A 25,399-nucleotide genomic window follows, 5' to 3' on the forward strand; every position below is an offset into this window, starting at 1 on the left:
CCCTAGCCTCCCGTGCTTCCGCCCTTGGCGCTGCCGCCGAAGCCGCCCCTGCTGACCGTGCCGCCCTTGGCGCTGTACCCCGTGGACGCCTTGGCCCCGGTGGGAACTGTCCTGCTGTAGCTGGGGTAGCCCGACCGGTTCTGGCCCAACCCGGGCACGCTGGCGCCGCGGGAGTAGAAGTACCAGGCGTAGATGCCGGAGCTGCGGCCGTCCGTGCTGCTGTTGTTGCACTGCGCATCGTCGACCCGCTCGCCGGTGTCGTCGTTGAAGCACACCTGGGCGTAGTCGGCCTCGTCCTCGTTGCTGGCCACCATGGCGGTGATCGTGCCGGCCAGGAGCGCCGTGACGCCCAGCCCGACGACGGCGGTACGGCGCTGCGAACGCTTCTTCCGCGCCGCCGCGGCCGCCAGGCCGCGCTCGCGTTCCAGGGCGAAGGGGTCAACCACGGCGGGGGCAGTGGGGTCAGCCGGAAGTCCCGGCGGCGCGGGCTGGCCGGGCTGGTTCTGCAGCTCGGGCCGGAGCTCCGGCTGTGGAATCTGCCACGGAGGCTGCTTCCGGTCCTGCCGTGGACTGTCCGGGTGCTCGTCGTTTCGGCCCAAATGTGTCCCCTCACGTCTGGCCGCAGGGTATCCCGCGGAAGGCTTGCGTGCTTTTCCCGACGCCAGCCTAACCGGCCTCCGGATCCCGGGCGATGGAAAGGGCGTGCCGTGTCTGCGGCGGGCGCGTGGGAAGCGTGCCGGCGCTGAGTCCGGGGCCGCGGGCACGCCGCAGGCCTACACTGGTGCCATGGAAACCGCATCCGTGCTTGCTGTCTGCAGGGTTCACCAGCTGCTCGATGATCCCGGCAGCGTCGGGGTCACCGCGATCGACAAGCGCCCCGTGGACGGACCGGTGAAAGTCCACAAACTTGGCCTGCGCGGTGATATCCAGGCGAGCAGGATCCACCACGGCGGCGAGGACCAGGCACTCTACGCGTACTCGCAGGACGACGCCGACTACTGGGCCGGCGAACTCGGCCGGGACATGCCAGCGGGCATCTTCGGCGAAAACCTGCGGATCACGGGCCTCAACGCCTCCAACGCCGTGATCGGCGAACGGTGGAAGGTCGGACTGGACGTCGAGGTGGAAGTCACCTCCCCGCGCATCCCCTGCGCCACCTTCCAGCGGCGGATGGGCGAGCCGCACTGGGTCCAGCGGTTCACCGAGGCCGGCAGGGTGGGCACCTACCTCCGCGTGGTCCGGACCGGCAGCATCGAGGCCGGAGACCACATCCACCGGCTCTTTGTCCCTGCCCACGGCGTGACAATCGCCAAGTGGTTCACCGATCCCACCCTGGAGGACATGGAGGCCCTGCGCGACGCCGACGCCGACGGCCAGATCCGCCTGCAGCCCGAGTACCACCAGAGGTTCGAACAGCTGCAGCGCCGTCTCGGGGTCTAGGCGTGGGGAGCCGGTGTGCGCAAGCTCACCAGCCCCCGTCGGCCCCTCAATTACCACTGTTCCGCTCCATGCCCTACACTTGAAATATCCCCCACTCCGGAAATCCCTTATTCCTGCCCAATTCTTGAGGCAGGACTGGCAAGTGTTGGGGCCCGCAAATGTGATGCGGGCATTTTCATAGGGAGAGCCGGCAAAAGAAAACGCTGTACAGACTGCTGGGATAGCAGCCAAGAGATGCAGCGGGAAGTCCTGCCACGGGATTGCGAAAGCGCCGGACTTCTATGTGACCCGCCGGTCAACCGTACGCCCGGCAATTCGTGTCACGCGTACTGCGGCTCCGCTCACCTCGGGTTGTGCCGCTTGGCCCCTATGGATGAGGAAATTTCACCTATGCCCGAAAATCAGAACAACTCCGTCGACACCGAACTCGCCACCGAGAACACCCAGGCCGACGTCGAGACTTCTGAAACGGCTGCCCCCGCAGCCGGCTCCGCCCCGGAATTCACCGAGGCTCCTGCGAACGTTGTAGCACCGGCGGCCGAAGCTGCCCCGCAGGCTGACACCAAGACCGAGGCCACCTCCGCCCCGGCCAAGGACGAGGACGCCGAGGAAGAAGGCGTCAAGTTCGTAGACCTCGGCATCGATGGCCGTGTCCTGGCCGCCCTGCAGGACGTCGGCTACGAGAAGCCGTCCCCGATCCAGGCAGCAACCATCCCGCTGCTGCTCGAAGGCCGCGACGTCGTGGGCCTGGCCCAGACGGGTACCGGTAAGACTGCAGCATTCGCAGTACCGGCACTTTCCCGCCTGGCCGAGCTCCACGACCTCAACGGCCCGTCCCGCAAGACCCAGGCCCTGGTGCTGGCTCCCACCCGTGAGCTCGCGCTCCAGGTTGCCGAGGCCTTCACCTCCTACGCCAAGCACATCGACGACTTCACCGTCCTGCCGGTGTACGGCGGCTCCGCCTACGGCCCCCAGCTCGCCGGCCTGCGCCGCGGTGCCCAGGTTGTTGTCGGTACCCCCGGCCGCGTCATCGACCACATCGCCAAGGGTTCCCTGGACCTGTCCGAACTTCAGTACCTCGTGCTGGATGAGGCCGACGAGATGCTCCGCATGGGCTTCGCCGAAGACGTGGAGCAGATCTTCCAGCAGACCCCCGCGGGCCGCCAGGTTGCGCTGTTCTCCGCCACGATGCCGAGCCAGATCCGCCGGCTCTCCAAGCAGTACCTGAACAACCCGGCTGAGGTGCAGGTCAAGTCCAAGACCACCACGGGCGCCAACACCCGCCAGCGCTACCTGCAGGTCATGGGCCCGCACAAGCTCGATGCGCTGACCCGCATCCTCGAGGTCGAAGAGTTCGAAGGCGTCATCGCCTTCGTCCGCACCAAGATGGCCACCGAGGACCTCGCCGACAAGCTGCGCTCGCGCGGCTTCCAGGCTGCCGCCATCAACGGCGACATCCCGCAGCAGCAGCGTGAGCGCACGGTCGAGGCCCTGCGCGACGGCAAGATCGACATCCTGGTCGCCACCGACGTCGCCGCCCGCGGCCTGGACGTCGAGCGTGTCAGCCACGTGGTCAACTACGACATCCCGCACGACACCGAGTCCTACGTCCACCGCATCGGCCGCACCGGCCGCGCAGGCCGTTCCGGCGACGCGATCCTGTTCATGACCCCGCGCGAGAAGTACCTGCTGCGTTCCATCGAGAAGGCAACCCGCCAGCCGGTGGAGCAGATGCACCTGCCCACGGCCGAGACCGTCAACACGTTGCGCCTGGGCAAGTTCGCCGAGCGCATCACGGAGACCCTCGCGTCCGAGGACGTTGCAGCGTTCCGCGACCTGATCTCCTCCTACGAGGAAGAGCACAACGTGCCGGCCTCGGAAATCGCCGCCGCACTGGCCGTCATGGCCCAGGGCGGACAGCCGCTGCTGGTCAAGGAACTGCCGGCAGCGCCCGAGTTCCAGAAGCGCGAGCGCTCCAAGGACGGCTTCGGCTCACGCGGCCCGACCCGCACCCTGACCGAGGGCAACGCCACCTACCGGATCGCCGTCGGACGCCGCCAGCGCGTCATGCCGGGTTCCATCGTTGGCGCCATCGCCAACGAAGGCGGCATCTCCTCGGCCCAGATCGGCGGCATCGACATCCGCTCGGACCACTCCCTCGTGGAGCTCCCGGCGGACCTGAGCGCCGATCAGCTCAAGGCACTGTCCCGCACCCGGATCGGCGGCGAGCTGATCCACCTGGAGCTCGACAACGGCCGTAAGCCCTCCGGCGACCGCGGCTCCTACCAGGGCAACCGTGGCGGCGAGCGCGGCGGCTACTCCGGCGGCAGCGGCAACTTCAAGGGCAACGGCGGCTTCAAGCGCGAATTCCGCAAGGGCGACGGCGAGCGGTCCTCCGCTGACCGTGGCGGCCGCTCCTTCAGCGAGCGTTCCGAGCAGCGCACCTTCGGCGCGGACACCCGCAAGCCCCGCACCGAAGGCGGCTTCAAGCCCCGCAACAAGTGGTAACCACTAGCACCATCTGAGAACGGGCCGGCTCCCTGAGCCGGTCCGTTCTTGTTTAAGCATTCCGGCCCCGTGTTCGCTTCGTCACAGCCGCGGCCGCCGATTGGTCCCGGGAGCCGATCCGGGCCCCCAAAACCGCGCCGGGAGCCCGGATTTCCGCTGTTTCCGGCCGGTCCGGCGTCGTACGGCCGCCGATTTGTTGGTGGGCGAATCTTCCGGTAGAGTATTTACTCGTTGCCCCCCTAGCTCAGTGGTAGAGCGCGTTCTTGGTAAGAACGAGGTCACCGGATCGATTCCGGTGGGGGGCTCTGAATGAGGGCCTGTGTCAAGGCGGTTTTTGACCGGCTTAGCGCAGGTTTTCCTCATTTACGGCGGTGTAGCTCAGTTGGTTAGAGCGCACGACTCATAATCGTGAGGTCGGGAGATCGAGCCTCCCCACCGCTACAGACAAAACCCCCGGAATCATTGAGATTCCGGGGGTTTTTCTGTCTTCCCACTGTCAGTCATCGCTTCCCTTGTGCTTGTCGTCGCCGGGCTCGTTTTCGCCGTGTCCGCCGTGGTCGTCGCCCGGTTCGCTGGAGCCGGCAGGTGCCGGGGCGGGAACCGCGGTCCGGTCCTCGCCCGGTTCGCTGGAGCCGGCAGGTGCTGGGGCGGGGACCGCGTCCTCGGTGGCGGAGGGACTCGGCGAGGAGGCCGGGCTGCGGTCCTCGGTTCCGGACGTGCTGCCCGTGGATGTGGGGGAGCCGGAAGCGGCGGTGGTGGCGTTTTGCGGCAGGAGGACGGTATTGGCGGGGTTCGTTGATCCGGCCGGTGAGCCGTTCAAGGTCTGGGCGTTGACTGCAAGGGCCGCGGATCCGGTGAGCAGGACACCGGCTGCCGTGAGGACGAGGACTGTTTTAGTTTTCATGTCTCCACCCTAGGAATCCGTGGGAAAGGACGGGTCTTGGGGAAATCCAAGAGTTGTCCAAGTTTGCGCCCCCGATCAGCCAACTCACGCGGATTGCGGCAGAATTCGCGGCAGGCAGGAACATAATCAGGTATGCAGATCCTGGTAGTGGAGGATGACGAATCAGTTGCCACCGGAGTCCTTGACGGACTGGGCCGGGCCGGCTTCGGGGCCAGCCACGTCGGAACTGGCGGCCAGGCCCTGGAGGTGGTCCGCGCGTCCAGTCCCGATTTTGTCCTTCTGGACCTGGGGCTGCCGGACATGGACGGCACCGATGTGTGCCGCGCCATTCGGGCGCTGACCTCGATTCCGATCATCGTGGTCAGTGCCCGGGATGAAGAGATTGACCGGGTCCTGGCGCTGGAACTGGGCGCCGATGACTATCTGGTCAAGCCGTTCGGGATGCGGGAACTCATCGCGAGAATCCGGGCGGTGGCGCGCCGCTCCGAAGAACGGCTCCCGGATGGCCGGCCCGGGACGGAGCTCAGCAGGAACATCGGCGGCCTGAGTATTGACCAGCGCTCGCGCCGCGTGCTCCTGGACGGAGCCGAGGTTTATCTGACCGCCAAGGAGTTCGAACTCCTGTATTTCCTGGCCGCCGACCCCGGCGCGGTGTTCGAGCGCCGGGAAATCCTGCGAGCGGTCTGGGACGGCGACTGGTACGGCACCACGAAGACCGTGGATGCCCACATTGCCGGAATCCGCAAAAAGCTCGGTGACCCCCGCTGGATCGAGGCCGTCCGCGGCGTCGGGTTCAGGCTCGGGGTGCCTGGATGAGATGGCGGCTGATCGGCGCCTTCATGCTCATCACCTTGCTGGTGGTCCTGGTCCAGGACATTCCGCTGGGAAACTATCTGGTCCGTGTGGAACGGGAGCGCCTCACCACGTCCCTTGAACGCGACGCTTTTCTCCTGGCCGGCCGGGCCGGCGACGCGTTGAAAGCCGGCGGTCCACTGCCTCCGGAAGTCGCGGCCGACGTGCGCCGGTACGGGGAGGCGGGCGGGGCCCGTGTGGTGATCGTCGACGCCGTCGGGACGGCCGTGGCGACCTCGGACGACGATCAGGCGGCCACCGGATCGCCCTACAGTTCGCGGCCCGAGATCGCCTCCGCGCTGACCGGTCAGATCAACGCGGGCCAACGGTATTCCCAGACACTGGGCCTGGACCTGCTCTACGTCGCCGTTCCCGTCCTCAGCGGTGAGAAGATTTCCGGCGTCGTCCGGCTGACGTATCCGGCGTCGGTCGTGGCCGAACAGGTGAACGGCCAGCTGCGTACCATCTGGACCGTCGCCGGAACCACGGTACTGCTCGCCGGCATCCTGGCCTACGTCATGGCCGGCGCCGTGACCCGGAGACTCCAGCGGCTGCGGGACGCCACGGAACTGCTCGCCGACGGAAACCTGGACACCCGAACCGACGAAGGGGGCGCCCCCGAGATCAAAGCCCTCGCGGGTTCCTTCAACCGCATGGCGGACCGGATGAAACACCTGCTCGAGCAACAACGCGGCTTCGCTTCCGACGCCTCCCACCAGCTCCGCACCCCGCTGACGGGGCTGCGGCTCAGGCTCGAGAACGCCCACGACACGATCCCCGCCGACCCGGAAGCGGGCCGGACCATGGTGGCCGCCTCGCTGGAGGAGACGTACCGGCTGCAGCGCATCATCGACGGGCTGCTGTTGCTCAGCAAGGCCGAAGGCAGCCCGGCCGTGCCGGTCACCACCGACCTCGTCGAGGCAGCGAAGGCCCGCAAGGAACAATGGGAGGCCCTCGCCGAGGAGACCGGTGTGCGCCTGAGCCTGGACGGCCCGCCTGCGGCAGACATCCTGATCCTGCCCGGGGCCGCCGAGCAAATCATCGACAACCTGATCGACAACGCCCTCGCCGTCGCCCCGCCGGGGTCACTGATCCAGCTCGTGGTCTCCCACGGTGAACAGCCAGGCACCATCGAACTGCACATCCTGGACGAGGGCCCCGGGCTTTCCCCGGAAGACTGCGAACGGGCATTTGGCCGTTTCTGGCGCGGCACCCAGGGCGGCGAGGGCAGCGGCCTCGGTTTGTCCATCGTGCACCAACTGGCCCGGGCCAGCGGGGCAGAAGCAACACTCAGGCCCAGGGCCCCCGGGCCCGCACCGGGCACCACCGGCCTGGACGCCTGCGTGCAATTCAGATCAGCCTAAAAATCAACGGCGTCAGCGCAGTGCGGGCACGCCCGGACACCGGCTGAATCGTCTCCTGGTCAGCCGTGTGCCTTCCCGCAACGCGCGCCCGTGACAAGAGGCACTTTTCGCCGTAGCTTTGCAGCAACTGACGGTTGGGGATATCAGTGGACCTTCTTGGCACCATCATGGCTCCGTTCAAATGGCTGGTCTCAGCCATGATGGCGGGCTTCCATGACGGACTCAGCGCCATCGGCATGCCGGCGGCCAGCGGCTGGACCTGGACGCTGTCCATCATTGGGCTGGTGCTGGTGATCCGCGCCGCCCTGATCCCGGTGTTCCTCAAACAGGTCAACGTCCAGCAGCGCATGAGGCGGTTGCAGCCGGACCTGAAGAAGCTCCAGGACAAATACAAAGGCAAGACCGATCCGCTCTCCCGCCAGGCCATGGCGCAGGAACAGATGGCCCTCTACAAGGCGCACGGCACCAACCCGTTCTCCGCCTGCCTGCCCCTGCTGATCCAGATGCCCTTCTTCTTCGCGCTGTTCCAGATGCTGTCCGGCATCAGCGCCGCGGCCGGCCAGGGCGAAGCCGTCGGGGCCATGAGCCCCGAACAGGTCGCGCAGTTCGACGAGTCCACGATTTTCGGCGCCCCGCTCTCGGCCTCGCTGCTGCACGGCGTCGGCGGCAGCCAGCTCTCGGTGTGGATCCTCTCCATTGCGATGATCCTGGCCATGACGGCCTCGCAGCTCATCACGCAGCGGCAGATCATGGCCAGGAGCTTGTCCGGCGAGGCCGTGGCGACTCCGTTCATGGGCCCGCAAAAGGTGCTGCTGTACAGCCTGCCGGTCGTCTTCGGTGTGGGCGGGATCTTGTTCCCCATCGGCGTCCTGATCTACTGGACCACCACCAACCTGTGGACCATGGGGCAGCAGTTCGCTGTCCGGTGGGACAGAATGGGACCATGACGCGCATCGCAATTATCGGCGGCCACGGCAAGGTGGCTTTGGAACTGTCCAGGATCCTCGCGGCGGAAGGGCACGGGGTGACCTCCTTTATCCGCAACCCGGACCATGCGGCCGACGTCGCGGCCACCGGCGCCACACCGGCGCTGCTGGATGTGGAGAACGCGACGACGGCGCAGATCGCCGGAGCCCTCCGCGGACACGACGCCCTGGTGTGGTCGGCCGGAGCCGGCGGCGGCAGCCCCGAACGGACCTACGCCGTGGACCGCGACGCCGCGATCCGTTCCATGGACGCTGCGGCGGAAGCCGGCGTCAGCAGGTACGTCATGGTGTCCTATTTCGGGGCCGGGCCGGACCACGGAGTCCCCGCGGACAACGGCTTCTTCGCCTACGCCGAAGCCAAGGCCGCGGCGGATGAGTACCTGCGCGGTTCAGGCCTTGACTGGACCGTCCTGGGCCCCGGGACGCTGACCGCGGGACCCGGCAACGGGATGATCGACGTCGACCCCGCCGACACGTCCGACGGCACCGAAACCGCCCGGGCCAACGTCGCCCTGGTGGCGGCGGCGGTCCTCGGGCTGCCGGCCACGATCGGGCGCACCATCGAGTTCCGGGACGGCACGCTCCCGCTCGCGGCAGCGCTGGAAACGTTGGGCTAGCCCAGGACTCTTCCCGATAGGGTGGTGGGGGCGGTCCGCGCATCCACCCGGGATGCCCCGGCCCGCCTCCGGGGAAAGCGGGCACATGGATCAGTTGGCACTCATCGTTGGACTTCTGCTGGCTACGGTGGGCGCTGTCGGTCTCGGAGAGAAGCTGCGGCTACCCTACCCGGTGCTGATGCTGATCCTGGCCGTTGCCCTGACATTCATCCCCGGCTTCCCGGAGATCCAGATCCCGCCCGAGCTGATCCTGCCCATTTTCCTGCCCCCGCTGCTCTTCGCGACCGCGCAGCGCAGTTCGTGGGCTGTTTTCCGGGTCCGCTGGCGCACGTTGCTGATGCTTGCCGTCGCGCTCGTGGTGGTCTCGACGGCGGTGGTCGCGGGCGCGGCCTGGCTCATGATCCCGGGCATCGGCATACCGGCCGCGATCGCCCTGGGCGCCATGGTGGCCCCGCCCGATCCCGTGGCCGTGGACTCCATCGCCAGCCGGGTCCACATGCCGCGGCGGCTCATCAACGTGCTCCAGAGCGAGGGCCTGTTCAACGACGCCGCCGCCATCGTCATCTTCCAGGCGGCCGTGGCCGCCGCCGTCGCCGGCACCAAGATCGCCTCGGACGTTGTCCTCCAGTTTGTCCTGGGAGCTGCGATCGCGGTGGTTGTGGGGATCGGCATGGGCTGGCTCACGAGCCTGATCACCCGCCTGGTGACCTCCATGGTGGCCCGGAGCGCCGTCACCCTGGTGGTGCCGTTTGCCGCCTACATCCTGGCCGAGGAGGTGCACGCCTCCGGGGTGATCGCCGTCGTCGTCACCGCGCTGGAAATGCAGCGCCACTCCCGGCCCGGGGACGCCGCGGAGAGGGTCACCCGCACCGCGTTCTGGGACGTCGTGGAACTGCTGGTCACCGGCCTGGCGTTCGGGCTGGTGGGCCTGGAAGTACGGCAAGTCATCCACGACGAAGGCAGCGGCGTTTTCGGCATGGTCGGGACGGCTGCGGTGGTGTGCGTCCTGGTGTTCGCCGCACGCTTCGCCTGGCTGGCCATGATGTCCGGCCTCTCCCGGGCGAGGAAGGATGTTCTGCGCCCTACTTCGGCCAAGGACGTGCTGATACTCACGTGGTGCGGCATGCGCGGCCTGGCCACCCTGGCGCTGGCCCTGGCTCTTCCGCTGACCGTTGCGGACGGCACGCCGTTCCCGGCCCGCAGCGAGCTGCTGGTGATCGCCTGCGCCGTGCTGCTGGCCACCCTGGTGCTGCCCGGGCTGACGCTGCCGTGGCTCATGCGGGTCCTGAAGGCGTCCGAGGACGGTTCCGAAGAACGCGACGCCGCCCGCGTGTTGGCAAGCCGGGCGCAACAGGCAGCCATCGCGGCCCTGAAGGACAACGAGCTCATGAAGGAGCTGCCGGCGGATAAGGTGGCGCTCGTGAAGGAGAAAATGACCCGGCTGCACGCCGAGCTGCTGGACGGGAGCCTGCGGAATGAAAGCGCGGGGGAGCAGCGTAAGCGTGGCCGGGAACTGGCGATCGCGGTGCAGACGATCGCCCTCGATGCGGCCCGCCGGGAAGTCGTAGCGGCCCGGAACGAGCCGGGCATGGACCCGGAAGTCGCGGACCGGGTGCTGCGGCAGCTGGACCTGCGCACCATGATCATGCCGGACTAAGGCAACGGATCCGGGTCAGCCCCGCGCGGGGAGGGCCAGCTCCAAGGCATTCGCCTCGACGTAGTCCAGGGCGTGCCGGACCGCGCCCGCCGTGACGATCGCGTCGCCCAGGGGTGAGACTGTCACCCGCGGGGGAGTCGCGGTGAAGCGGGGAAGCAGCGCTGTGATGCCGGGCAGGAGCGCCCCGGCGGACTCGGCGACGGCGCCGCCGATCACCACCTGCTCGGGGTTGATCAGGCTCGCGATCGAGGCGATGACCCGGGCCATGCGCTCCGAAATCCGGTCCAGGATGGCCAGGGCCGCCGGGTCTCCCGCGGCCGCGTCCGCGAAGACGCGCGGCGCACTGGCAGGGCCGCCCGCGGAGGGTCCGCCGCCGGCCGCCGACCACTGCCGCACCAGGGCGGCGATGCCGTCGCTGGAGCCAACACCCTCCACCATGTCCAGATAGCCCATCTCGCCGGCGGCCCCGCCGCGGCCGTGGAGCAGGCGGCCGGATTCCATCACGCCGGCGCCGAGGCGTTCGCCGGCCAGGAGCACCACCAGATCATCCACGCCCACGCCGGACCCGCGCCAGCGCTCACCGAGCGCAGCCAGGTTGGCGTCGTTCTCCAGGAGCACGGTCCAGCCGTGCAGCTCCTTCAGCGCGGAGCGGAGCCCGACGTCGAACAGGCTCCAAAACCGCTGCGTCACCAGAACGTTGCCGTCGCGGTCCACCGGCGCTGCGATCCCGGCGCCGACGGCCAGGACCCTGCCCGGGTCAGCTCCCGCCGCTTCCAGCGCCTCGCGGCAGGCGAGATCGACGACGCCGATCCGCTCCTGCGCGGGGATGTCCGCCGCACGGAAGCTCCCGCTGGAACGGCCGATCACCGTGCCGCGGAGGTCGGCCACGGCGGCGGTGGTGGTCGCGGCACCAATGTCCAGGCCCAACACGAAACCCGCTTCCCGGTTGAAGGCAAAGCGCCGGGCCGGCCGGCCCTTCCGCGGACTGGCAGGGTCTGCGGGCTGGTCCTGCTCCACGATCCAGCCCCGGCCGATCAGATCCTCGCAGACAGCAATCACCGAGGCCCGGGTCAGCCCGGTCAGTGCCATCAACTCGGTTCCGGTGGCCACATCGGCGCCGCGGATGTGGCGCAGCACGGCCTGGGCGTTGACGCGGCGCAGCAGCTGCGGCGTGGCGGCGGCTGCGTGCGGCATCACTTCTTGACCTCTTCTGTCCCCGGACCCATAATTGTTCAGGCAATATATTTAGCTTGTATCTAAATTACCAGAAGCCCTCCCAGACCCGAAGGAATCTCCTTTGACCAACACCGCCACGCTGGCAACCCTGTCCGGTTCCGATCTCGCCGCCGACCCCAACTGGTGGCGCCAGGCATCGGTGTACCAGATCTACCCGCGGAGCTTTTCGGACTCCAACGGTGACGGACTGGGCGACATCAAGGGCATCACCGCCAAGGTCCCGTACCTGAAGGAACTCGGGATCGACGCCGTCTGGCTCTCCCCGTTCTACCCCTCGGCGCTCGCCGACGGAGGCTACGACGTCGACGACTACCGCGACGTGGACCCCAAGCTCGGCACCCTGGCGGACTTCGACGAGATGTCCGCCGCGCTGCACGCCGCCGGCATCAAGCTCATCGCCGACATCGTCCCCAACCACTCCTCGAACCGGCACGAGTGGTTCCAGGAGGCTCTGGCCTCCCCGCGCGGCTCCGCGGCCCGCGAGCGCTACATCTTCCGCGACGGCCTCGGCGAAAACGGCGAACTCGCGCCGTCTGACTGGGAATCCGTCTTCGGCGGCCCCGCCTGGGAGCGCATCACCGAGCCCGACGGCACGCCCGGGCAGTGGTACATGCACATCTTCGCCAAGGAACAGCCGGACCTGAACTGGGCCAACCGGGAAATCCGCGACGACTTCCTCAAGACGCTCCGCTTCTGGTCCGACCGCGGCGTGGACGGCTTCCGCGTCGACGTCGCCCACGCGCTGACCAAGGACCTCACCGAGCCGCTGATCTCCAAGGTGGAGCTCAGCGCCGCCAACACCGGAACGGACGGCTTCCCGGACGGCTCGCACCCGTTCTGGGACCGCGATGAAGTCCACGAGATCTACGCCGAATGGCGCGAGGTGTTCAACGAGTACAACCCGCCGCGCACCGCCGTCGCCGAGGCCTGGGTGCACGCCACCCGCCGCGCCCGTTACGCCAGCCCGGAGGGCCTGGGCCAGGCGTTCAACTTCGACCTCCTGCAGGCCGACTTCGCCGCAGGCGAGTTCCGCGAAATCATCGCCCGGAACCTCGCCGAGGCCACCGAGTCCGGTGCCTCCTCCACCTGGGTTTTCTCCAACCACGACGTCGTCCGCCACGCCACCCGCTACGGCCTGCCCCAGGGCGGGGGCAAGCACGCCCAGGGCCAGGACGGCAAGGGCTGGCTGCTGGCCGGCGCCCCCGTCGAGGAACTCGACGTCGAACTCGGCCTGCGCCGGGCCCGCGCCGCGACCTTGCTGATGCTGGCCCTGCCGGGATCGGCCTACCTGTACCAGGGCGAGGAACTGGGCCTGCAGGAAGTCACGGAGATCCCCGACGCCGAGCGCCAGGACCCCACCTTCTTCCGGAACAAGGGCGTGGAGATCGGCCGCGACGGCTGCCGCGTGCCCCTGCCCTGGGCCCCGGAGGGCACCTCGTTCGGCTTTGGCGCCGGCGGGGCACACCTGCCGCAGCCGGCCTGGTTCAGCCGCTACGCGGTGGCAGCCCAGGACGGCGTGGAAGGTTCCACCCTCGAGCTCTACCGCAAGGCCCTGAAGCTGCGCCGCGAACTGCAGACCTCGGAGGAACTGCAGTGGCAGGAATCCGGCAGCGCCGACGTCCTGCGCTTCAGCCGTCCCGGCGGCTGGCAGACGGTGACCAACTTCGGCGACGCGCCGGTTGACCTGCCGGCCGGCGAGGTGCTGGTCAGCAGCGGCCCGCTGGATGGCGGGCAGCTGCCGGCCAACACCACCGTCTGGCTGCGGTGAGCCCCGCACCGCAGGCTTCGCCCGGCACGCCCGCCGGCGCCGGGAACCTCCCCCAGGAACTCGTCTACGGCTGCATGGGCCTGGGCGGCGACTGGTCGGCCGAGCCGTACTCGTCCGCGCACGTGGACGAGGCGGCCGCGGCCGTCGAAGCCGCCCTGAACGCGGGCATCACACTGTTCGACCACGCGGACATCTACACCAATGGCAAGGCCGAAGCCGTCTTCGGCGAGGTCCTGGCCCGCACCGCCGGGCTGCGGGAGAAAATCCGGCTGCAGACCAAGTGCGGCATCCGGCTCAACGAGCAGGGCCTGGAGGCCTACTACGACCTCAGCCGGGACGGCATCCTGGAGCGGGTCAACGAAAGCCTGGCCCGGCTCCGGACGGACTACGTCGACGTGCTCATGCTGCACCGCCCGGATCCCCTGATGGATCCGGCGGAGGTGGCCTCCGCCGTCGGGCAGCTCATGGCCGAAGGCAAGGTGCGGGCCGTGGGCGTGTCCAACATGTCGGGCCCGCAGATCGAGATGCTGCAGGACCGGCTCGAGGTTCCCGTGGTGGGCAACCAGCTCGAAATGAGCCTGCTGAAACGGGCGTGGCTGGAAAGCACAGTGCTCGTCAACCATGCCGAGGGCACGGACTACAGCTTCCCGCACGGGACCGTCGAGCACTGCGTCCGGAACGGCATCCGGCTGCAGGCATACGGGTCGCTGGCCCGCGGCCTCTACACCGGGGCGCCGGCGGCCGCGAGGACGCCGGCCGAGGAGGCCGCCACCTCCCTCGTGGCCGCCCTGGCCGCCGAGAAGGGGACCACGGGGGAAGCGATCGTGCTCGGCTGGCTCATGAGGCACCCTGCCGGGATTGCGCCCGTGATCGGCACCGCGAACCCGGACCGGATCCTCGCCTGCGCCGGAGCCGCCGAGGCCGCCGCGGCGATGACCCGCGCCGAGTGGTACGGGCTCTGGGTCGCGGCCCGGGGAAGCAACATCCCCTAGCCTGTCCGTCCCACCCAACTGGCCGGCAGCCGAGGCCGTTGGGAGCCCGAAAACGGCTTCTGCTGCCGGCCAGCTGGGTGTGGACGTGATTTTGGTCGTAATGGTCGCCGCTGAGGGCCGGATCGCTTAGCGGCAAGTGCCCCCGGGCGACTAGCGTAGATGCATGACCTCTACCACCACCGCCGAATCACTTCGGCCCCAACGCAACATCCCGGCCGACATCGCCCGCTCCTGGCTGCTGGTTAACGCGATGAAGACCGATCTCTTCGACCAGTCCGCCGTCTCCCGGGCCGATGCGATCATCCTCGACATCGAAGACGCGGTGGACCCCTCGCAGAAGGACGCCGCCCGCGCCAACGTCGTGAACTGGCTGACAGCCGGCGGCAGCGCGTGGGTCCGGATCAACGACGCCACCAGCCCGTTCTGGGCCGACGACCTCGCCGGCCTGCGCGGCACCCCCGGCCTGCTGGGCATCATGCTGGCCAAAACCGAATCGGCCGACCAGGTCACGGAGAGCTTCCACCGGATGGACGGCAAGACCCCGGTGATCCCCCTGGTCGAGTCCGCCGTCGGCATCGAGGAAGCCAACAACATCGCCAAGGCCCAGGGCGCCTTCCGCCTGGCCTTCGGCTCGGGCGACTTCCGCCGCGACACCGGCATGGCGGCCACCGCGGAAGCCATGGCCTACCCCCGCGCCAAGCTCGTTGTGGCCAGCCGCGTGGGCAACCTCCCCGGCCCCATCGACGGCCCCACCGTCGGCACGAACCACCCGATCCTGCGCGAACAGACCGGCATCACGGTGATGATGGGGATGACCGGGAAGCTCTGCCTCGCAATCGACCAGACCCCGGTCATCAACGAGGTCATCAGCCCCACGCCGTCCGACGTCGCCTGGGCCACCGACTTCATGGCCGACTTCGAAGCCAACGGCCGCGTCATCCGGGACGGCTCCGACCTGCCGCGCCTGGGCCGGGCCGAGAAGATCATGAAGCTCGCGGTAGCCTTTGGCGTGCAGCCGGCCCTGTAGCCGCCACACCACTCGAGGAGACCCCGTGACCGATACCCGCTATCTGGTGCACGGGGTCTTTTGGGATGGTCCGGCGCCCGGGCCCGCCGCAGCGTCCGGCGGCAGGCCGCCGGCGATGCGCCTGCAGGACCCTGGCGGCGCCCTCACCGCAGTGACGCTCGACGCCGGCACCCGCCTCGGTTTCCGGCTCGCCGCCGCGGGGAAACAGTGCCTTGGGCATCACTTGGTGCACGGACCCGCCGACCGGGACCACGTCCTGTGCCCGGACCGGGCTCCCGCCGCCAGGGGCAGCCAGTGCGGGCGGTGCTTCGTCCTGGATGAATTCCGGCTGATCCATGACTTCCACCGCGGCGGCCGGGTCCCGCCGGGCCTGCGCGCGTACCTGATGCAGCCGCACTGGCTCTACGTCGCCACCTTCGCCAACGGGGCCAGCAAGGTCGGCACCGCGTCCCACCGGCGCAAATGGAACCGGCTCGCCGAGCAGGGCGCCGTCGTCGCCCGGTACGTCGCCCGTGCCGAGGACGGCCGCGTGGTCCGCCTCCTTGAAGACATGATCACGCGCGAGGCCGGGCTGCCGCAGCAGGTCCGCGCTGCCGCCAAGGCCGCTGCGCTGCTCGCCCCGGCAGCCGCCGTCGACCTCGACGCCCTGAACGGACGGCTGGCAGGGGAGGCCCGGACCCTGATTGCCGGTGCCGGCGGGGAGGGCTTCGCGGTGGTGGATGAGCGGTGGGACCGGCCGGAACTCTCCGCGAAGGCCTGCGCCCCGGCCGCCCGGCATGCCTATCCGCACGACCTGGCGGCCGGAGCGCACGGGTTCCGGATCGACGCGCTGAGCGGCAGCATTGCCCTCGCGGCGCTGGATGGCAGCGGACTGGAATTCGTGGTGAACCTGGGCCAGCTCAAGGCCCGGGTGATCGAACTCGGTGACCACGGCTCGGATGTCCCGGCCGTGCAGGAAGCCTTGTTCTGACGCTGGAATTGCCTCGCGACGCGCAAATTACCGGGCGCGCCCGTATTCCCGCGTCGGCAGGCAATGTGAGTGTCGCCAGGAATTTTGCGGCTCGCGGTGTCGTCCGGCCGTCCCGGTAGACTGGCACGGTGCTGAATGAATTCTGGGCCACCGCGTCAACCACCTACAAGGTGATTGTCTTCAGCGCCATGGGCCTGATCGCCCTCGGCATCATCCTCAGCGTGGTGGGCAACAGCACCGGCAACCAGCCCCTTGCCCTCGCCTCACTGGCAGTGATCGGACTCGGCCTGATCCTGCACCTTGCCGGGCTTGTGGTCCGCGGCCAGGCGATCCGGAAAAACCTCAAGCGCTAGCGGCCGCGTTCCGCACCACATGGCTCCGGGCATGCTCCACCGCGTCCGGGAGGGATGTGAACAGGTGCTTGTGATGCCGCAGTGAGCGGATGACCCCCACATTGGTCACGAGCTCCAGATGCTGCGGCTGGACCCCCTTCAGTAGGACCGTGACCCCCCGCAGCTCCAGCGCGGAGACCACCTCAACGAGCATGTGGGCGCCCGTGGCGTCCAGCATCCGCAGCTGGGAGAGCCGGATGACGGCCACCTGGATGTCCCTGACCTGGCTGATCTCCTGCAGGACCCGCTCCGCTGCACCGAAGAACATGGCCCCGTCCAGCCGGAAGATGGCGATGTGCTCGTCGCCCGGAACAGGCGGCCCCGGGATGTCCTCGCGCCGGACCCCGCTCAGGGAAGCGAATGTCCGCAGCGTGAACACGGCGGCCGCGGCGAGTCCGATCTGGATGGCCACAATGAGGTCGAAGGCGACGGTAATGAGGGCGGTGACCACGAAGACCGCGGCGTCGGCCCGGGTGGAGCGCAGGATCGCCGTCACGGTGTGCCGCGAGACCATGCGGACGGCCGTGACCATGAGGATGCCGGCCAGCGCCGCCAGCGGGATCCTGCCGACAAGCCCCGCCGCCAGGTAGATGATGGCCAGCAGCACCAGGGCGTGCACCACCGCGGAGAGCCGGGTCTTGGCCCCGGAACGGACGTTCACGGCGGTCCGGGCGATCGCGCCCGTGGCGGGCATGCCGCCGAAGAACCCGGCAGCGATCGAGGCCAGCCCCTGGCCGGTGAGCTCCCGGTCCGGGCTGTACGCGCCGGACGGACGGCCGTCGGGGCCGACCATGCCGGCGGCCACCCGGGCCGAGAGCAGGGATTCGATGGCGGCGAGCGTCGCGATGGACACGGCCGGCATCAGCAGGCCTCCCAGCGCGGCCGGATCGACAGAGGGCATCGAGGGCGCCGGCAGGGAGTGCGGAAGCGCGCCGATCCGCGGTATGTCCAGCGCCAGCATCTCCGACGCCGCGGTGGTGAGCAGCACCGCGATCAGGCTCGCGGGCAGGGCCTTATTCAGCCTGGGCAGCAGGTACATCACGGCCGCGACGCAGGCCACCACCGCGAGCGTCTCCAGCACGGTCGGCATGGTGGCCTGCGACGCGCTCTCGACGGCGGCCAGGAGGGTGTTGTGGCCCGGCGTTCCCTCGGTGCCCGTGGCCAAGGGAACCTGCTGGAGGAAAATGATGGCGGCGATGCCGAGCGTGAAACCCTCCACGACCGGCCACGGGATGAACGCGACGGCCCGGCCCAGCCCGCTGGCGCCCAGGACCACGACCAGCAGCCCGGCCAGTACAGAGACCAGGGCAATGCTGCCGACGCCGTGGACGGCGACCACCGGGGCCAGGACCACCACCATGGCGCCGGTCGGGCCGGAGACCTGGACGTTGGATCCGCCCATGACGGCGGCGACAAGTCCTGCCACCACCGCGGTGATGAGTCCGGCCTCCGCCCCGACCCCGGAACTGACCCCGAAGGCCAGGGCCAGGGGGAGCGCCACAATGCCCACCGTGATGCCGGCGAACAGATCCGTCTTCCAGGCGGACCTCAAGAGCTCGTAGTCGCGGCGGGACGGCACAAACCGGGCGAAGCGTCCCCGGGCCGTGGCAGATGTCGTCGCCGGGTCTGCTGCCTGGGCCGCGCTCACGTTGCCGCGGCGTCGAGGTGGCCGGTACTGTCGGCGTCGCCCGCGCGGTCGAGGTGGCCTGCCGGCAGCTCCTGCGCTATCCGGAGCTGTTCGCTGGAACCGGCCAGGGTGTCCAGCAGGAAGACCCGGGCGATCGCGAGCAGCTCCTTGATCTTGGGATGAGCCAGCCGATAGGTCACGACATTCGCCGTCCGGACCGACGTCACCACACCGTGCCGGCGCAGCGTCCCCAGATGCTGGGACAGATGCGAGGGCTCCAGCCCCGTCTCGGCGAGCAGGTAACTGACCGGTGCCGTATTGTCCGGCGCGGCCGCCAGAAGCTCGAGGATCCGGATTCGGGCCGGGTGCGCCAGGGCTTTGAACAGGTTGGCCTTAATTTCGTACAGGGGTGTCTGCGCGGCGGAGATCATGGCGGGGAAACACTTTCTCGCATCCGTTCGCGGCGCGGTCCGGGGGCGCCCTAGGCGATTCGGATTGATGGATTGATGTTTTCATCATATCGTATCGGTCAAGAACCGCCGGAGCGCCCGTCAGTGCCCGCCCGGTCCCCGGCGCGCACCCTGTCACGAAGCCGGACGGCTCCGGGCGTGGCGATAGGCTGGAACCATGACTATCAATCCGGACCTGCAGGGGCGCAGCTACCCTGCCGCAGAGGTGTATGACGTCGGCCGCGAGAAGATCCGCGAGTTCGCGCGCGCGGTCAAGGCCACCCACCCTGCCCACTTCGATGTTGCCGCCGCCGAGGCGCTGGGTCACAGCGACCTCGTGGCGCCGCCGACCTTCGCCATTATCGTCGCGCAGCGCGCCGACGCGCAGCTGATCGAGGATCCGGAATCCGGGATCGACTTCTCCCGCGTGGTCCACGCCGACCAGCGGTTCACGCACCACCGCCCGATCGTCGCGGGCGACCGGTTGGTCGCCGAACTGCACGTCGACGGCGTCCGCGCCATGGGCGGCGGAGCCATGATCACCACCCGCTCGGAAATCTTCGCCCTTGCCCCCGGCGATGCCACCGGTGCCGCCGACGTCCGGGAGCCGGTCGCCACCACCACCTCGTCCATCCTGGTCCGCGGAGAGGGACAGTAGCCATGAGCATCGACATCGCAGCACTCACAGTCGGCCAGCACATTGGCAGCCGCAGCATTACCGTCACCCGCACCGACCTCGTCAAGTACGCCGGCGCATCCGGTGACTTCAACCCGATCCACTGGAACGAGGCCTTCGCCACCGGCGTCGGCCTGCCGGGCGTGATCGCGCACGGCATGTTCACCATGGGTGCGGCCGTCCAGCTCGTGACCGACTGGGCCGGCGATCCCGCCGCCGTCGTCGACTTCCAGACCCGCTTTACGAAGCCGGTTCCCGTCGCCGACACGACGGGGACACCGGAGTCCGGTGCCGTGATCGAGATCAGTGGGGCCATCGGGGCCCTCGACGCCGACGCCGGCACCGCCCGCGTCGACCTCACGGTCGTCTCGGCCGCCCAGAAGGTCCTCGTCAAGGCCCAGGCCGTCGTCAGGGTGGCCTAGCCCATGGCGTTGCTGTGAATCTGGCTGCTGTGACCAAGGAAGTCTTCGTCCCGCCCGCCGAGATCACGCACTGGCGAAACGCCGTGGTGGTGGCCTACGCCGCGAGCGGAATCGCATTCTCCACCTGGGTGTCCCGGCTGCCGGCCATCCGCGACGGTCTGGACCTGACCCCGGGCACGATCGGGCTGCTCCTGCTCTGCATGACGGCGGGATCCTTCGTGTCCGTGTCCGCCTCGGGCCTGATTGTTCTTCGCCTTGGCTCCAAGCGCACCATCCGGATCGGCAGCATCATGGTCGGATTCGGGCTGGCGCTGGCAGGCTTCGGCACCTCGGTGCTCGCCAGCCCGGTGGCGGTTGCCGCGGGTCTGGCAATCATCGGGCTGGGCACCGCCAGCTGGAACACCGCGTCCAACGTCGAAGGGGCGGCGGTGGAACGCGCCGTCCGGCGGCACATCATGCCCCGGCTGCACGGCTCCTTCAGCCTGGGCACTGTTGCGGGCGCCGGGCTGGGCGCCTGGGCTGCCGCCGCCGGGATCCCCGTCTTCCTGCACCTGGCCGTGGTGGGCCTGCTGGTGGCCGGCTCGGTGACCACCGCGGCGGCCTGGTTCCGGTCGGACATCACGCCCCTCGAGGCAGAGCGGCCCTTCAAGGCGTCCGGGACAGACACCTTCGAGGATCCTTCTACCGGTCCCATCCCGATCGTCCGGCAGGCGGACGCGGTCCCGGAGCCGCCGCTGGACAACAAACGCCTCATTGCCCAGGCCTGGCGTGACAGGCGCACCCTGCTGCTGGGCGTGCTGGTCCTCGGGCTGGCCCTGGCCGAAGGAGCGGCGGGGGACTGGGTGGCGCTGGCGCTGGCCGACGGCCACGGCCAAACCGACGCCGCCGGAGCTGCCGGGTACGGGCTGTTCGTCACCTTCATGACCATCGGCCGCTTCGCCGGCACCCTGGTCCTGGACCGCTTCGGCCGGGTCCCGGTGATGCGCTGGTGCGCCGCGCTGGCGGTTCTGGGCCTCGGCCTGTTCGTCTTCGCCCCGGTACCGTGGCTGGCCTACGTGGCCCTGGCCATCTGGGGACTCGGCGCGTCCCTGGGCTTCCCGGTCGGCATGTCCGCCGCGGCCGACGACCCCGTCAAGGCCGCCGCGCGGGTGTCCGTGGTGTCCACGATCGGCTACGGAGCGTTCCTGTGCGGGCCGCCGCTGCTGGGCCTGCTGGCCGAGCACGTCGGCATTCTCCACTCGCTGCTGGGCGTCATGGTGATGCTGATCGTCAGTTTCCTGCTCTCCCCGGTGGCCCGCAAACTCCCCGCGCCCGTACCCGTGCCGGGACAGTACAGCTAGCCAGGTGCCGCCAGTACCGGCTTAGCCGGGCGGATGATCCCGGCTAGGCTGGTCAGGTGACCCAGATCCAGCTCTCCGCCCTGACCACCTCCGCCGTCGGCGGCCCCGCCGGCAGCTATATCGAGGCCCGCACCGAGGCCGAGATCATCGACGCCGTGCGCACCGCGGACGCCGCCGGCCAGTCCCTGCTGATCATCGGCGGCGGCTCCAACCTGTTGGTGTCCGACGCCGGGTTCCCCGGCACGGTGCTGAAGATCGCCTCGGAGGGGTTCACCGTCGACGCCGAGGACTCCTGCGGCGGCGTGGCGGTGGTGGTCCAGGCCGGCCACAACTGGGACGCCTTCGTTGAACACGCTGTGAAGCATGCCTGGTCCGGCGTCGAAGCACTCTCCGGGATCCCCGGTGCCACGGGCGCCACCCCCGTGCAGAACGTCGGCGCCTACGGGGCCGACGTCTCCCAGACGATCGCCGTCGTGCGCACCTGGGACCGGGAACGCAACGCGGTGAAGACCTTCACGAATTCCGAACTCAAGTTCGGCTACCGGGACTCCATCCTTAAGCAGACCACCGTCAACGGCTCACCGCGCTATGTGGTGCTCACCGTGGAGTTCCAGCTCCCGCTCGGCCGGAAGAGCGCCCCGGTCCGCTACGCCGAACTCGCCCGGGTGCTCGGCGTCGAGCAGGGCCAGCGCGCCTACTCCACCGACGTCCGGCGCGAGGTGCTGCGGCTCCGGGCGTCCAAGGGCATGGTCTGGGACGCGGACGACCGTGACACCTACTCCACGGGATCCTTTTTCACGAACCCGATCGTGACCGAGGACGTCGCGGCACGGCTGCCGCAGGAGGCCCCGCGGTACCCCGCCGGTGCGGACGGGCTGACCAAGCTCTCGGCGGCGTGGCTGATCGACCAGGCCGGGTTCGCCAAGGGCTTCGGCCTGGACCCGGACAGCGTCTCGGGCGGCCGGGCCTCGCTGTCCACCAAGCACACCCTTGCCATCACCAACCGGGGAGGGGCGAGCGCGGCGGACATGCTGGCCGTCGCGCGCGAGGTCCGCCACGGCGTCGTCGAACGTTTCGGCATTGAACTGCACCCGGAGCCGCTGCTGATCGGCGTCGATCTCTAGGGAAAGTCCGGCCCCAGGAAAAGGGCCGCTGCCCGGGCAAGGCCGGGGCAGCGCCGGCCGGGCACCGCCGCGCCCCGGCTACGGTTCCGTGTGGCGGGGTGCCACCTTGCTGAAAAGCATGAAGGTGAAACCGGAGGCCGCGGCCCCGAGCAGGAAGACCTGGCAGAACGCCACGGACTGGACGCTGGGCCCGCTTTGCAGCACCAGTCCGGCGCACGCAAACGCCACGGCGCCGGCGAGGAACGCCAGGGAGCCGAGCAGGAAGGCCTGTACGGTGGCCGGAAATTCGCCGCCATAGTCGAGCTGGAGCTCCCGGCCCTGCGGGGCGATGCTTCCGTGCTTCACGGCCGCCTGCACCCGTGCCTGAGACCGTGCCCGCGGCTGCAACGCCGCGGCCGTGACGAAGCTGGCCACGGACACCGCCATGGACGAGGCGGCCACCAGCTGCAGGGTGCTCATCATGGGCGAGAGCCGGGTACCGCTGGCGATGGCGACGGCGAGCCCGGCAGCCATGCCGGCGGCGCTGGACGCCCAGCCCAGCAGGGCCAGCTTCCGGCACAGGGGCCGCAGTAGCGGCCACACCTCACTCATAGTCATGATTCAAGGGTAGGGAAGCCTGCTGGATGGCGGCTGGGAACAGCCGGGCAACAACCCGACAGGCAGCACACGCGACTTACCATGGTTCCATGGCAGCAGTGACGGGCGTCCGCCGGCTTGGCCCCGGAATCATCGGCAGGCTGCGGCTCGCCGCCCAGGGACTGCTGGGACCGGGGTTTCAGTCCGTCCCCGACGCCGTCCGCGGCATGACTGCGATGCAGGCCCAGGACCTGCAGGCCGTGCTCTGGGCCGTCGGCCAGCGCGTGCCGGGTTCCCGCGCCGAAGACGTACGCGGGGCGCTGGACCGGGCGGAGATCGTCCGTTCCTGGCCAATGCGCGGCACCTTGCACGTGCTGGCGCCCGAGGACTTGAAATGGATGCTGGCCATCACCTCCGACCGGCTGATCCAGGGCCTGGCCCGGCGCCACCGGGAGCTCGAGATCACGGCCGCGGACGTCGACGCCGCCGCGGCAACTGCCCTGCAGCTGGTCTCCGGAGGAGCTGCCAGCCGGGCGGAGCTGTTCCAGGCCTTCGAACGGGCGGGCCAGTCCACGGCGGGCCAGCGCGGCATCCATCTGCTCGGGATCCTGTGCCAGCGGGGGTTGCTGGTGCAGGGTCCGCTGGCCGGCAACCAGCAGCTGGTCGTGGCCTTCGGCGACTGGATCACCGAGTCGCGGACCCTGGACCGTTCCGACGGCATCGCCGAGTGGCTGCTGCGCTACCTTCGCAGTCACGGCCCCGCCACGGAACGTGATTTTGCCTGGTGGGCCGGCATTCCGCTGACGGAAACCCGGGCCGCCCTGGCCCGGGTGTCGGACCGGCTGGCGGAACTGGAGTTTGAGGGGACCAGCTACTGGCTCTCTGCAGAGACAGCCGCGCTGCTCGACGACGGCGTCCCCGGTCAGCGCACGGTGCTGGCGCTGCCGGGGTTCGACGAATTCCTGCTCGGCTACGCGGACCGGTCCCTCGTGCTGCCGCCGGAGCACGCCGACAAGATCGTCCCCGGCGGCAACGGCGTGTTCAAGAAGACCATTGTGGCCGGCGGCGGCGTGATCGGCACCTGGGCCGGGCCGCCGGGCCGCAGGGGTGCCGGCGTCGTGCCTGAACCCTTCGACGTCGTTAACGGGCTGCGGCCTGCAGCCCAAAAGTCTTTTGGGCTGCAGGCCGCGAAATACCGCAGATTCCTTGGCGCCTGAACAGGCGCCGGAAAAGGTGCCTGAAGGGGTGTCTGAACGTATGCCTGTAGGGTGTCCCGGACGGGCTCCTACAGGTTTCCGGTGGCGATGCGGAGCATGCGCCGCAGCGGCTCCGCGGCGCCCCACAGCAGCTGGTCGCCCACCGTGAACGCGCTGATGTACTGCGGACCCATCTCGAGCTTGCGGATCCGGCCCACCGGAATGTCCAGGGTGCCGGACGCCGCCACGGGCGTGAGCTCGGCCATTGAGGCTTCCTTGGTGTTTGGCACCACGCGGGCCCACTGGTTGTCCGCGTCCACGAGCTTCTCGATCTCGGCGATCGGGAGGTCCTCGCGCAGCTTCAGTGTCAGGGCCTGGGAGTGGGAGCGCATCGCACCGATCCGGATGCACAGGCCGTCCATGACGACGCGGTTCGCGGCGGAGGTGCCAAGGATCTTGTTCGTCTCCACCCCGGCCTTCCATTCCTCCTTGGACTGGCCGTTGCCGAGGTCCGCGTCGATCCAGGGGATCAGCGAACCGGCCAGCGGAACGCCGAACTGTGTGGCGTCGATGCCGGCGCGCTGGTGTGCCAGGACCTTGCGGTCGATCTCGAGGATCGCCGACGCCGGGTCGTCCAGTTCGGTGCTGACCTCGGCGTTGAGGCTGCCGAACTGGTTCAGCAGTTCACGCATGTGGCGCGCCCCGCCGCCGGAGGCCGCCTGGTACGTCATGGACGTGCCCCATTCGACCAGGTCGTTCTTGAAGAGCCCGCCCAGGCCCATCAGCATGCAGGACACGGTGCAGTTGCCGCCGACGAAGTCCTTCACCCCGCCGGAGAGGCCGGCGTCGATGACGTCCCGGTTGATGGGGTCCAGCACGATGATGGAATCCTCATTCATGCGCAGCGTGGAGGCGGCATCGATCCAGAGGCCGTCCCAGCCGCGGCTGCGGAGCTCGCCGTGGACCTGCTTGGTGTAGTCCCCGCCCTGGGCGGTGACAATAATGGGCAGCTTCGCCAGGGTCTCGAGGTCGAACGCGTCCTCAAGCTTGCCGGCGGCGCCCGCAGCGGCGCCGGCCAGGGCCGGGGCGGCACCGCCCGCGTTCGAGGTGGAGAAGAAGACCGGGTTGATGTTGGCGAAGTCGCCCTCATCCTGCATGCGCTGCATGAGGACGGAACCGACCATGCCACGCCAACCAACCAGGCCGACGGACGGGGTAGCTGCTGTAGTCATGGGCCCAGTTTAGACTTCACGGCCCGCCCGGCGCAGTCGGTTAC

24 protein-coding genes and 2 tRNA genes are annotated in these 25,399 nt (G+C 69.2%); 19 read left to right on the forward strand and 7 right to left on the reverse strand.

Annotation, left to right across the window (positions count from 1 at the left end):
• Nucleotides 1-2: 2 nt before the first annotated feature.
• Entirely contained in the window at nucleotides 3-599 is a 597-nt protein-coding gene (locus AC1D1A_RS03745; RefSeq protein ID WP_476855657.1) for a Tat pathway signal protein, read from the reverse strand.
• Between the two features lie 187 nt (nucleotides 600-786).
• On the opposite strand from AC1D1A_RS03745, the gene AC1D1A_RS03750 reads away from it, so the two are divergent.
• The 4 genes from AC1D1A_RS03750 to AC1D1A_RS03765 all read left to right on the forward strand — a co-directional run bounded on the left by AC1D1A_RS03750 (nucleotide 787) and on the right by AC1D1A_RS03765 (nucleotide 4,389).
• Nucleotides 787-1,440 (forward strand): MOSC domain-containing protein, encoded by a 654-nt coding sequence (locus AC1D1A_RS03750; protein WP_459385436.1) that lies wholly within the window; start codon nucleotides 787-789, stop codon nucleotides 1,438-1,440.
• A gap of 390 nt (nucleotides 1,441-1,830) precedes the next feature.
• Nucleotides 1,831-3,948: a DEAD/DEAH box helicase gene (locus AC1D1A_RS03755; protein ID WP_476947168.1), complete on the forward strand. Its 2,118-nt coding sequence runs from the start codon at nucleotides 1,831-1,833 to the stop codon at nucleotides 3,946-3,948.
• Between the two features lie 233 nt (nucleotides 3,949-4,181).
• Nucleotides 4,182-4,253 (forward strand) — tRNA-Thr (locus AC1D1A_RS03760).
• Between the two features lie 62 nt (nucleotides 4,254-4,315).
• Nucleotides 4,316-4,389 (forward strand) — tRNA-Met (locus tag AC1D1A_RS03765).
• A gap of 55 nt (nucleotides 4,390-4,444) precedes the next feature.
• Here AC1D1A_RS03765 and AC1D1A_RS03770 read toward each other — a convergent pair.
• Nucleotides 4,445-4,852, reverse strand: coding sequence for a hypothetical protein (locus AC1D1A_RS03770; RefSeq protein WP_476947169.1), 408 nt, complete (start codon nucleotides 4,850-4,852; stop codon nucleotides 4,445-4,447).
• A gap of 132 nt (nucleotides 4,853-4,984) precedes the next feature.
• Here AC1D1A_RS03770 and AC1D1A_RS03775 point away from each other — a divergent pair, with 132 nt between their 5' ends.
• From AC1D1A_RS03775 to AC1D1A_RS03795, 5 genes are all read left to right on the forward strand, one after another.
• A complete protein-coding gene (locus tag AC1D1A_RS03775) occupies nucleotides 4,985-5,668 on the forward strand; it encodes a response regulator transcription factor (RefSeq protein ID WP_476859381.1) in 684 nt (227 codons plus the stop codon).
• On the forward strand, nucleotides 5,665-7,068 hold the full coding sequence (locus AC1D1A_RS03780; protein ID WP_476947170.1) for a sensor histidine kinase: 1,404 nt from the start codon (nucleotides 5,665-5,667) through the stop codon (nucleotides 7,066-7,068). Before AC1D1A_RS03775 ends, AC1D1A_RS03780 begins: the two co-directional genes overlap by 4 nt.
• 146 nt (nucleotides 7,069-7,214) lie before the next feature.
• A complete protein-coding gene (yidC, locus tag AC1D1A_RS03785; RefSeq protein ID WP_476947171.1) occupies nucleotides 7,215-8,015 on the forward strand; it encodes a membrane protein insertase YidC in 801 nt (266 codons plus the stop codon).
• Nucleotides 8,012-8,671, forward strand: coding sequence for an NAD(P)H-binding protein (locus AC1D1A_RS03790; RefSeq protein WP_223913773.1), 660 nt, complete (start codon nucleotides 8,012-8,014; stop codon nucleotides 8,669-8,671). The genes yidC and AC1D1A_RS03790 overlap by 4 nt, the downstream gene beginning before the upstream one ends.
• A gap of 85 nt (nucleotides 8,672-8,756) precedes the next feature.
• A complete protein-coding gene (locus AC1D1A_RS03795) occupies nucleotides 8,757-10,328 on the forward strand; it encodes a Na+/H+ antiporter (RefSeq protein WP_028276506.1) in 1,572 nt (523 codons plus the stop codon).
• Between the two features lie 15 nt (nucleotides 10,329-10,343).
• On the opposite strand, the gene AC1D1A_RS03800 is transcribed toward AC1D1A_RS03795, so the two are convergent.
• The gene (locus AC1D1A_RS03800; RefSeq protein WP_476870447.1) at nucleotides 10,344-11,522 is read right to left on the reverse strand and encodes an ROK family transcriptional regulator; all 1,179 of its coding nucleotides are present in this window, start codon (nucleotides 11,520-11,522) and stop codon (nucleotides 10,344-10,346) included.
• 103 nt (nucleotides 11,523-11,625) lie between these two features.
• On the opposite strand from AC1D1A_RS03800, the gene AC1D1A_RS03805 reads away from it, so the two are divergent.
• From AC1D1A_RS03805 to AC1D1A_RS03825, 5 genes are all read left to right on the forward strand, one after another.
• Entirely contained in the window at nucleotides 11,626-13,332 is a 1,707-nt protein-coding gene (locus tag AC1D1A_RS03805; protein WP_476851335.1) for a glycoside hydrolase family 13 protein, read from the forward strand.
• Nucleotides 13,329-14,324 carry an aldo/keto reductase gene (locus tag AC1D1A_RS03810; protein ID WP_476859388.1) on the forward strand — a complete coding sequence of 332 codons (996 nt, stop codon included), beginning with the start codon at nucleotides 13,329-13,331 and terminating at the stop codon, nucleotides 14,322-14,324. Before AC1D1A_RS03805 ends, AC1D1A_RS03810 begins: the two co-directional genes overlap by 4 nt.
• 163 nt (nucleotides 14,325-14,487) lie before the next feature.
• Nucleotides 14,488-15,351: an HpcH/HpaI aldolase/citrate lyase family protein gene (locus AC1D1A_RS03815; protein ID WP_223913776.1), complete on the forward strand. Its 864-nt coding sequence runs from the start codon at nucleotides 14,488-14,490 to the stop codon at nucleotides 15,349-15,351.
• A 25-nt stretch (nucleotides 15,352-15,376) separates the two neighbouring features.
• Nucleotides 15,377-16,321 carry a DUF2797 domain-containing protein gene (locus AC1D1A_RS03820; RefSeq protein WP_476947172.1) on the forward strand — a complete coding sequence of 315 codons (945 nt, stop codon included), beginning with the start codon at nucleotides 15,377-15,379 and terminating at the stop codon, nucleotides 16,319-16,321.
• A 128-nt stretch (nucleotides 16,322-16,449) separates the two neighbouring features.
• The gene (locus AC1D1A_RS03825; RefSeq protein WP_476947173.1) at nucleotides 16,450-16,674 is read left to right on the forward strand and encodes a DUF3188 domain-containing protein; all 225 of its coding nucleotides are present in this window, start codon (nucleotides 16,450-16,452) and stop codon (nucleotides 16,672-16,674) included.
• On the opposite strand, the gene AC1D1A_RS03830 is transcribed toward AC1D1A_RS03825, so the two are convergent.
• On the reverse strand, nucleotides 16,664-18,361 hold the full coding sequence (locus AC1D1A_RS03830; protein ID WP_243181115.1) for a SulP family inorganic anion transporter: 1,698 nt from the start codon (nucleotides 18,359-18,361) through the stop codon (nucleotides 16,664-16,666). The genes AC1D1A_RS03825 and AC1D1A_RS03830 overlap by 11 nt on opposite strands.
• The gene (locus tag AC1D1A_RS03835; protein WP_476851331.1) at nucleotides 18,358-18,771 is read right to left on the reverse strand and encodes an ArsR/SmtB family transcription factor; all 414 of its coding nucleotides are present in this window, start codon (nucleotides 18,769-18,771) and stop codon (nucleotides 18,358-18,360) included. The genes AC1D1A_RS03830 and AC1D1A_RS03835 overlap by 4 nt, the downstream gene beginning before the upstream one ends.
• Before the next feature lie 196 nt (nucleotides 18,772-18,967).
• On the opposite strand from AC1D1A_RS03835, the gene AC1D1A_RS03840 reads away from it, so the two are divergent.
• The 4 genes from AC1D1A_RS03840 to AC1D1A_RS03855 are packed head-to-tail and all read left to right on the forward strand — an operon-like array spanning nucleotide 18,968 to nucleotide 22,351.
• Nucleotides 18,968-19,447 carry an FAS1-like dehydratase domain-containing protein gene (locus tag AC1D1A_RS03840; RefSeq protein WP_476947174.1) on the forward strand — a complete coding sequence of 160 codons (480 nt, stop codon included), beginning with the start codon at nucleotides 18,968-18,970 and terminating at the stop codon, nucleotides 19,445-19,447.
• Nucleotides 19,448-19,449: 2 nt separating this feature from the next.
• On the forward strand, nucleotides 19,450-19,887 hold the full coding sequence (locus AC1D1A_RS03845; protein WP_476947175.1) for a MaoC family dehydratase: 438 nt from the start codon (nucleotides 19,450-19,452) through the stop codon (nucleotides 19,885-19,887).
• A gap of 14 nt (nucleotides 19,888-19,901) precedes the next feature.
• Nucleotides 19,902-21,227, forward strand: coding sequence for an MFS transporter (locus tag AC1D1A_RS03850; protein WP_476947176.1), 1,326 nt, complete (start codon nucleotides 19,902-19,904; stop codon nucleotides 21,225-21,227).
• 56 nt (nucleotides 21,228-21,283) lie between these two features.
• The gene (locus tag AC1D1A_RS03855) at nucleotides 21,284-22,351 is read left to right on the forward strand and encodes a UDP-N-acetylmuramate dehydrogenase (RefSeq protein WP_223913784.1); all 1,068 of its coding nucleotides are present in this window, start codon (nucleotides 21,284-21,286) and stop codon (nucleotides 22,349-22,351) included.
• 78 nt (nucleotides 22,352-22,429) lie between these two features.
• Here the strand turns inward: AC1D1A_RS03855 and AC1D1A_RS03860 are convergent, their stop codons facing one another.
• On the reverse strand, nucleotides 22,430-22,948 hold the full coding sequence (locus tag AC1D1A_RS03860) for a hypothetical protein (protein ID WP_476855671.1): 519 nt from the start codon (nucleotides 22,946-22,948) through the stop codon (nucleotides 22,430-22,432).
• Nucleotides 22,949-23,037: 89 nt separating this feature from the next.
• Here AC1D1A_RS03860 and AC1D1A_RS03865 point away from each other — a divergent pair, with 89 nt between their 5' ends.
• The gene (locus AC1D1A_RS03865) at nucleotides 23,038-24,144 is read left to right on the forward strand and encodes a winged helix DNA-binding domain-containing protein (RefSeq protein WP_476947177.1); all 1,107 of its coding nucleotides are present in this window, start codon (nucleotides 23,038-23,040) and stop codon (nucleotides 24,142-24,144) included.
• A 68-nt stretch (nucleotides 24,145-24,212) separates the two neighbouring features.
• On the opposite strand, the gene asd is transcribed toward AC1D1A_RS03865, so the two are convergent.
• Nucleotides 24,213-25,355 (reverse strand): aspartate-semialdehyde dehydrogenase, encoded by a 1,143-nt coding sequence (asd, locus tag AC1D1A_RS03870; protein WP_476947178.1) that lies wholly within the window; start codon nucleotides 25,353-25,355, stop codon nucleotides 24,213-24,215.
• Nucleotides 25,356-25,399 lie beyond the last annotated feature (44 nt).

This window comes from Arthrobacter sp. P1_B9, assembly GCF_056406495.1.

What these genes read in the sequence shown, in the direction of transcription:
- AC1D1A_RS03800 (WP_476870447.1), bottom strand. Translation starts at nt 11,522, where the DNA reads ATGCCGCACGCAGCCGCCGCCACGCCGCAGCTGCTGCGCCGCGTCAAC.
- AC1D1A_RS03750 (WP_459385436.1), top strand. Translation starts at nt 787, where the DNA reads ATGGAAACCGCATCCGTGCTTGCTGTCTGCAGGGTTCACCAGCTGCTC.
- AC1D1A_RS03790 (WP_223913773.1), top strand. Translation starts at nt 8,012, where the DNA reads ATGACGCGCATCGCAATTATCGGCGGCCACGGCAAGGTGGCTTTGGAA.
- AC1D1A_RS03840 (WP_476947174.1), top strand. Translation starts at nt 18,968, where the DNA reads ATGACTATCAATCCGGACCTGCAGGGGCGCAGCTACCCTGCCGCAGAG.
- AC1D1A_RS03845 (WP_476947175.1), top strand. Translation starts at nt 19,450, where the DNA reads ATGAGCATCGACATCGCAGCACTCACAGTCGGCCAGCACATTGGCAGC.
- AC1D1A_RS03795 (WP_028276506.1), top strand. Translation starts at nt 8,757, where the DNA reads ATGGATCAGTTGGCACTCATCGTTGGACTTCTGCTGGCTACGGTGGGC.
- asd (WP_476947178.1), bottom strand. Translation starts at nt 25,355, where the DNA reads ATGACTACAGCAGCTACCCCGTCCGTCGGCCTGGTTGGTTGGCGTGGC.
- AC1D1A_RS03780 (WP_476947170.1), top strand. Translation starts at nt 5,665, where the DNA reads ATGAGATGGCGGCTGATCGGCGCCTTCATGCTCATCACCTTGCTGGTG.
- AC1D1A_RS03860 (WP_476855671.1), bottom strand. Translation starts at nt 22,948, where the DNA reads ATGACTATGAGTGAGGTGTGGCCGCTACTGCGGCCCCTGTGCCGGAAG.
- AC1D1A_RS03835 (WP_476851331.1), bottom strand. Translation starts at nt 18,771, where the DNA reads ATGATCTCCGCCGCGCAGACACCCCTGTACGAAATTAAGGCCAACCTG.
- AC1D1A_RS03865 (WP_476947177.1), top strand. Translation starts at nt 23,038, where the DNA reads ATGGCAGCAGTGACGGGCGTCCGCCGGCTTGGCCCCGGAATCATCGGC.
- AC1D1A_RS03775 (WP_476859381.1), top strand. Translation starts at nt 4,985, where the DNA reads ATGCAGATCCTGGTAGTGGAGGATGACGAATCAGTTGCCACCGGAGTC.
- AC1D1A_RS03755 (WP_476947168.1), top strand. Translation starts at nt 1,831, where the DNA reads ATGCCCGAAAATCAGAACAACTCCGTCGACACCGAACTCGCCACCGAG.
- AC1D1A_RS03815 (WP_223913776.1), top strand. Translation starts at nt 14,488, where the DNA reads ATGACCTCTACCACCACCGCCGAATCACTTCGGCCCCAACGCAACATC.
- AC1D1A_RS03770 (WP_476947169.1), bottom strand. Translation starts at nt 4,852, where the DNA reads ATGAAAACTAAAACAGTCCTCGTCCTCACGGCAGCCGGTGTCCTGCTC.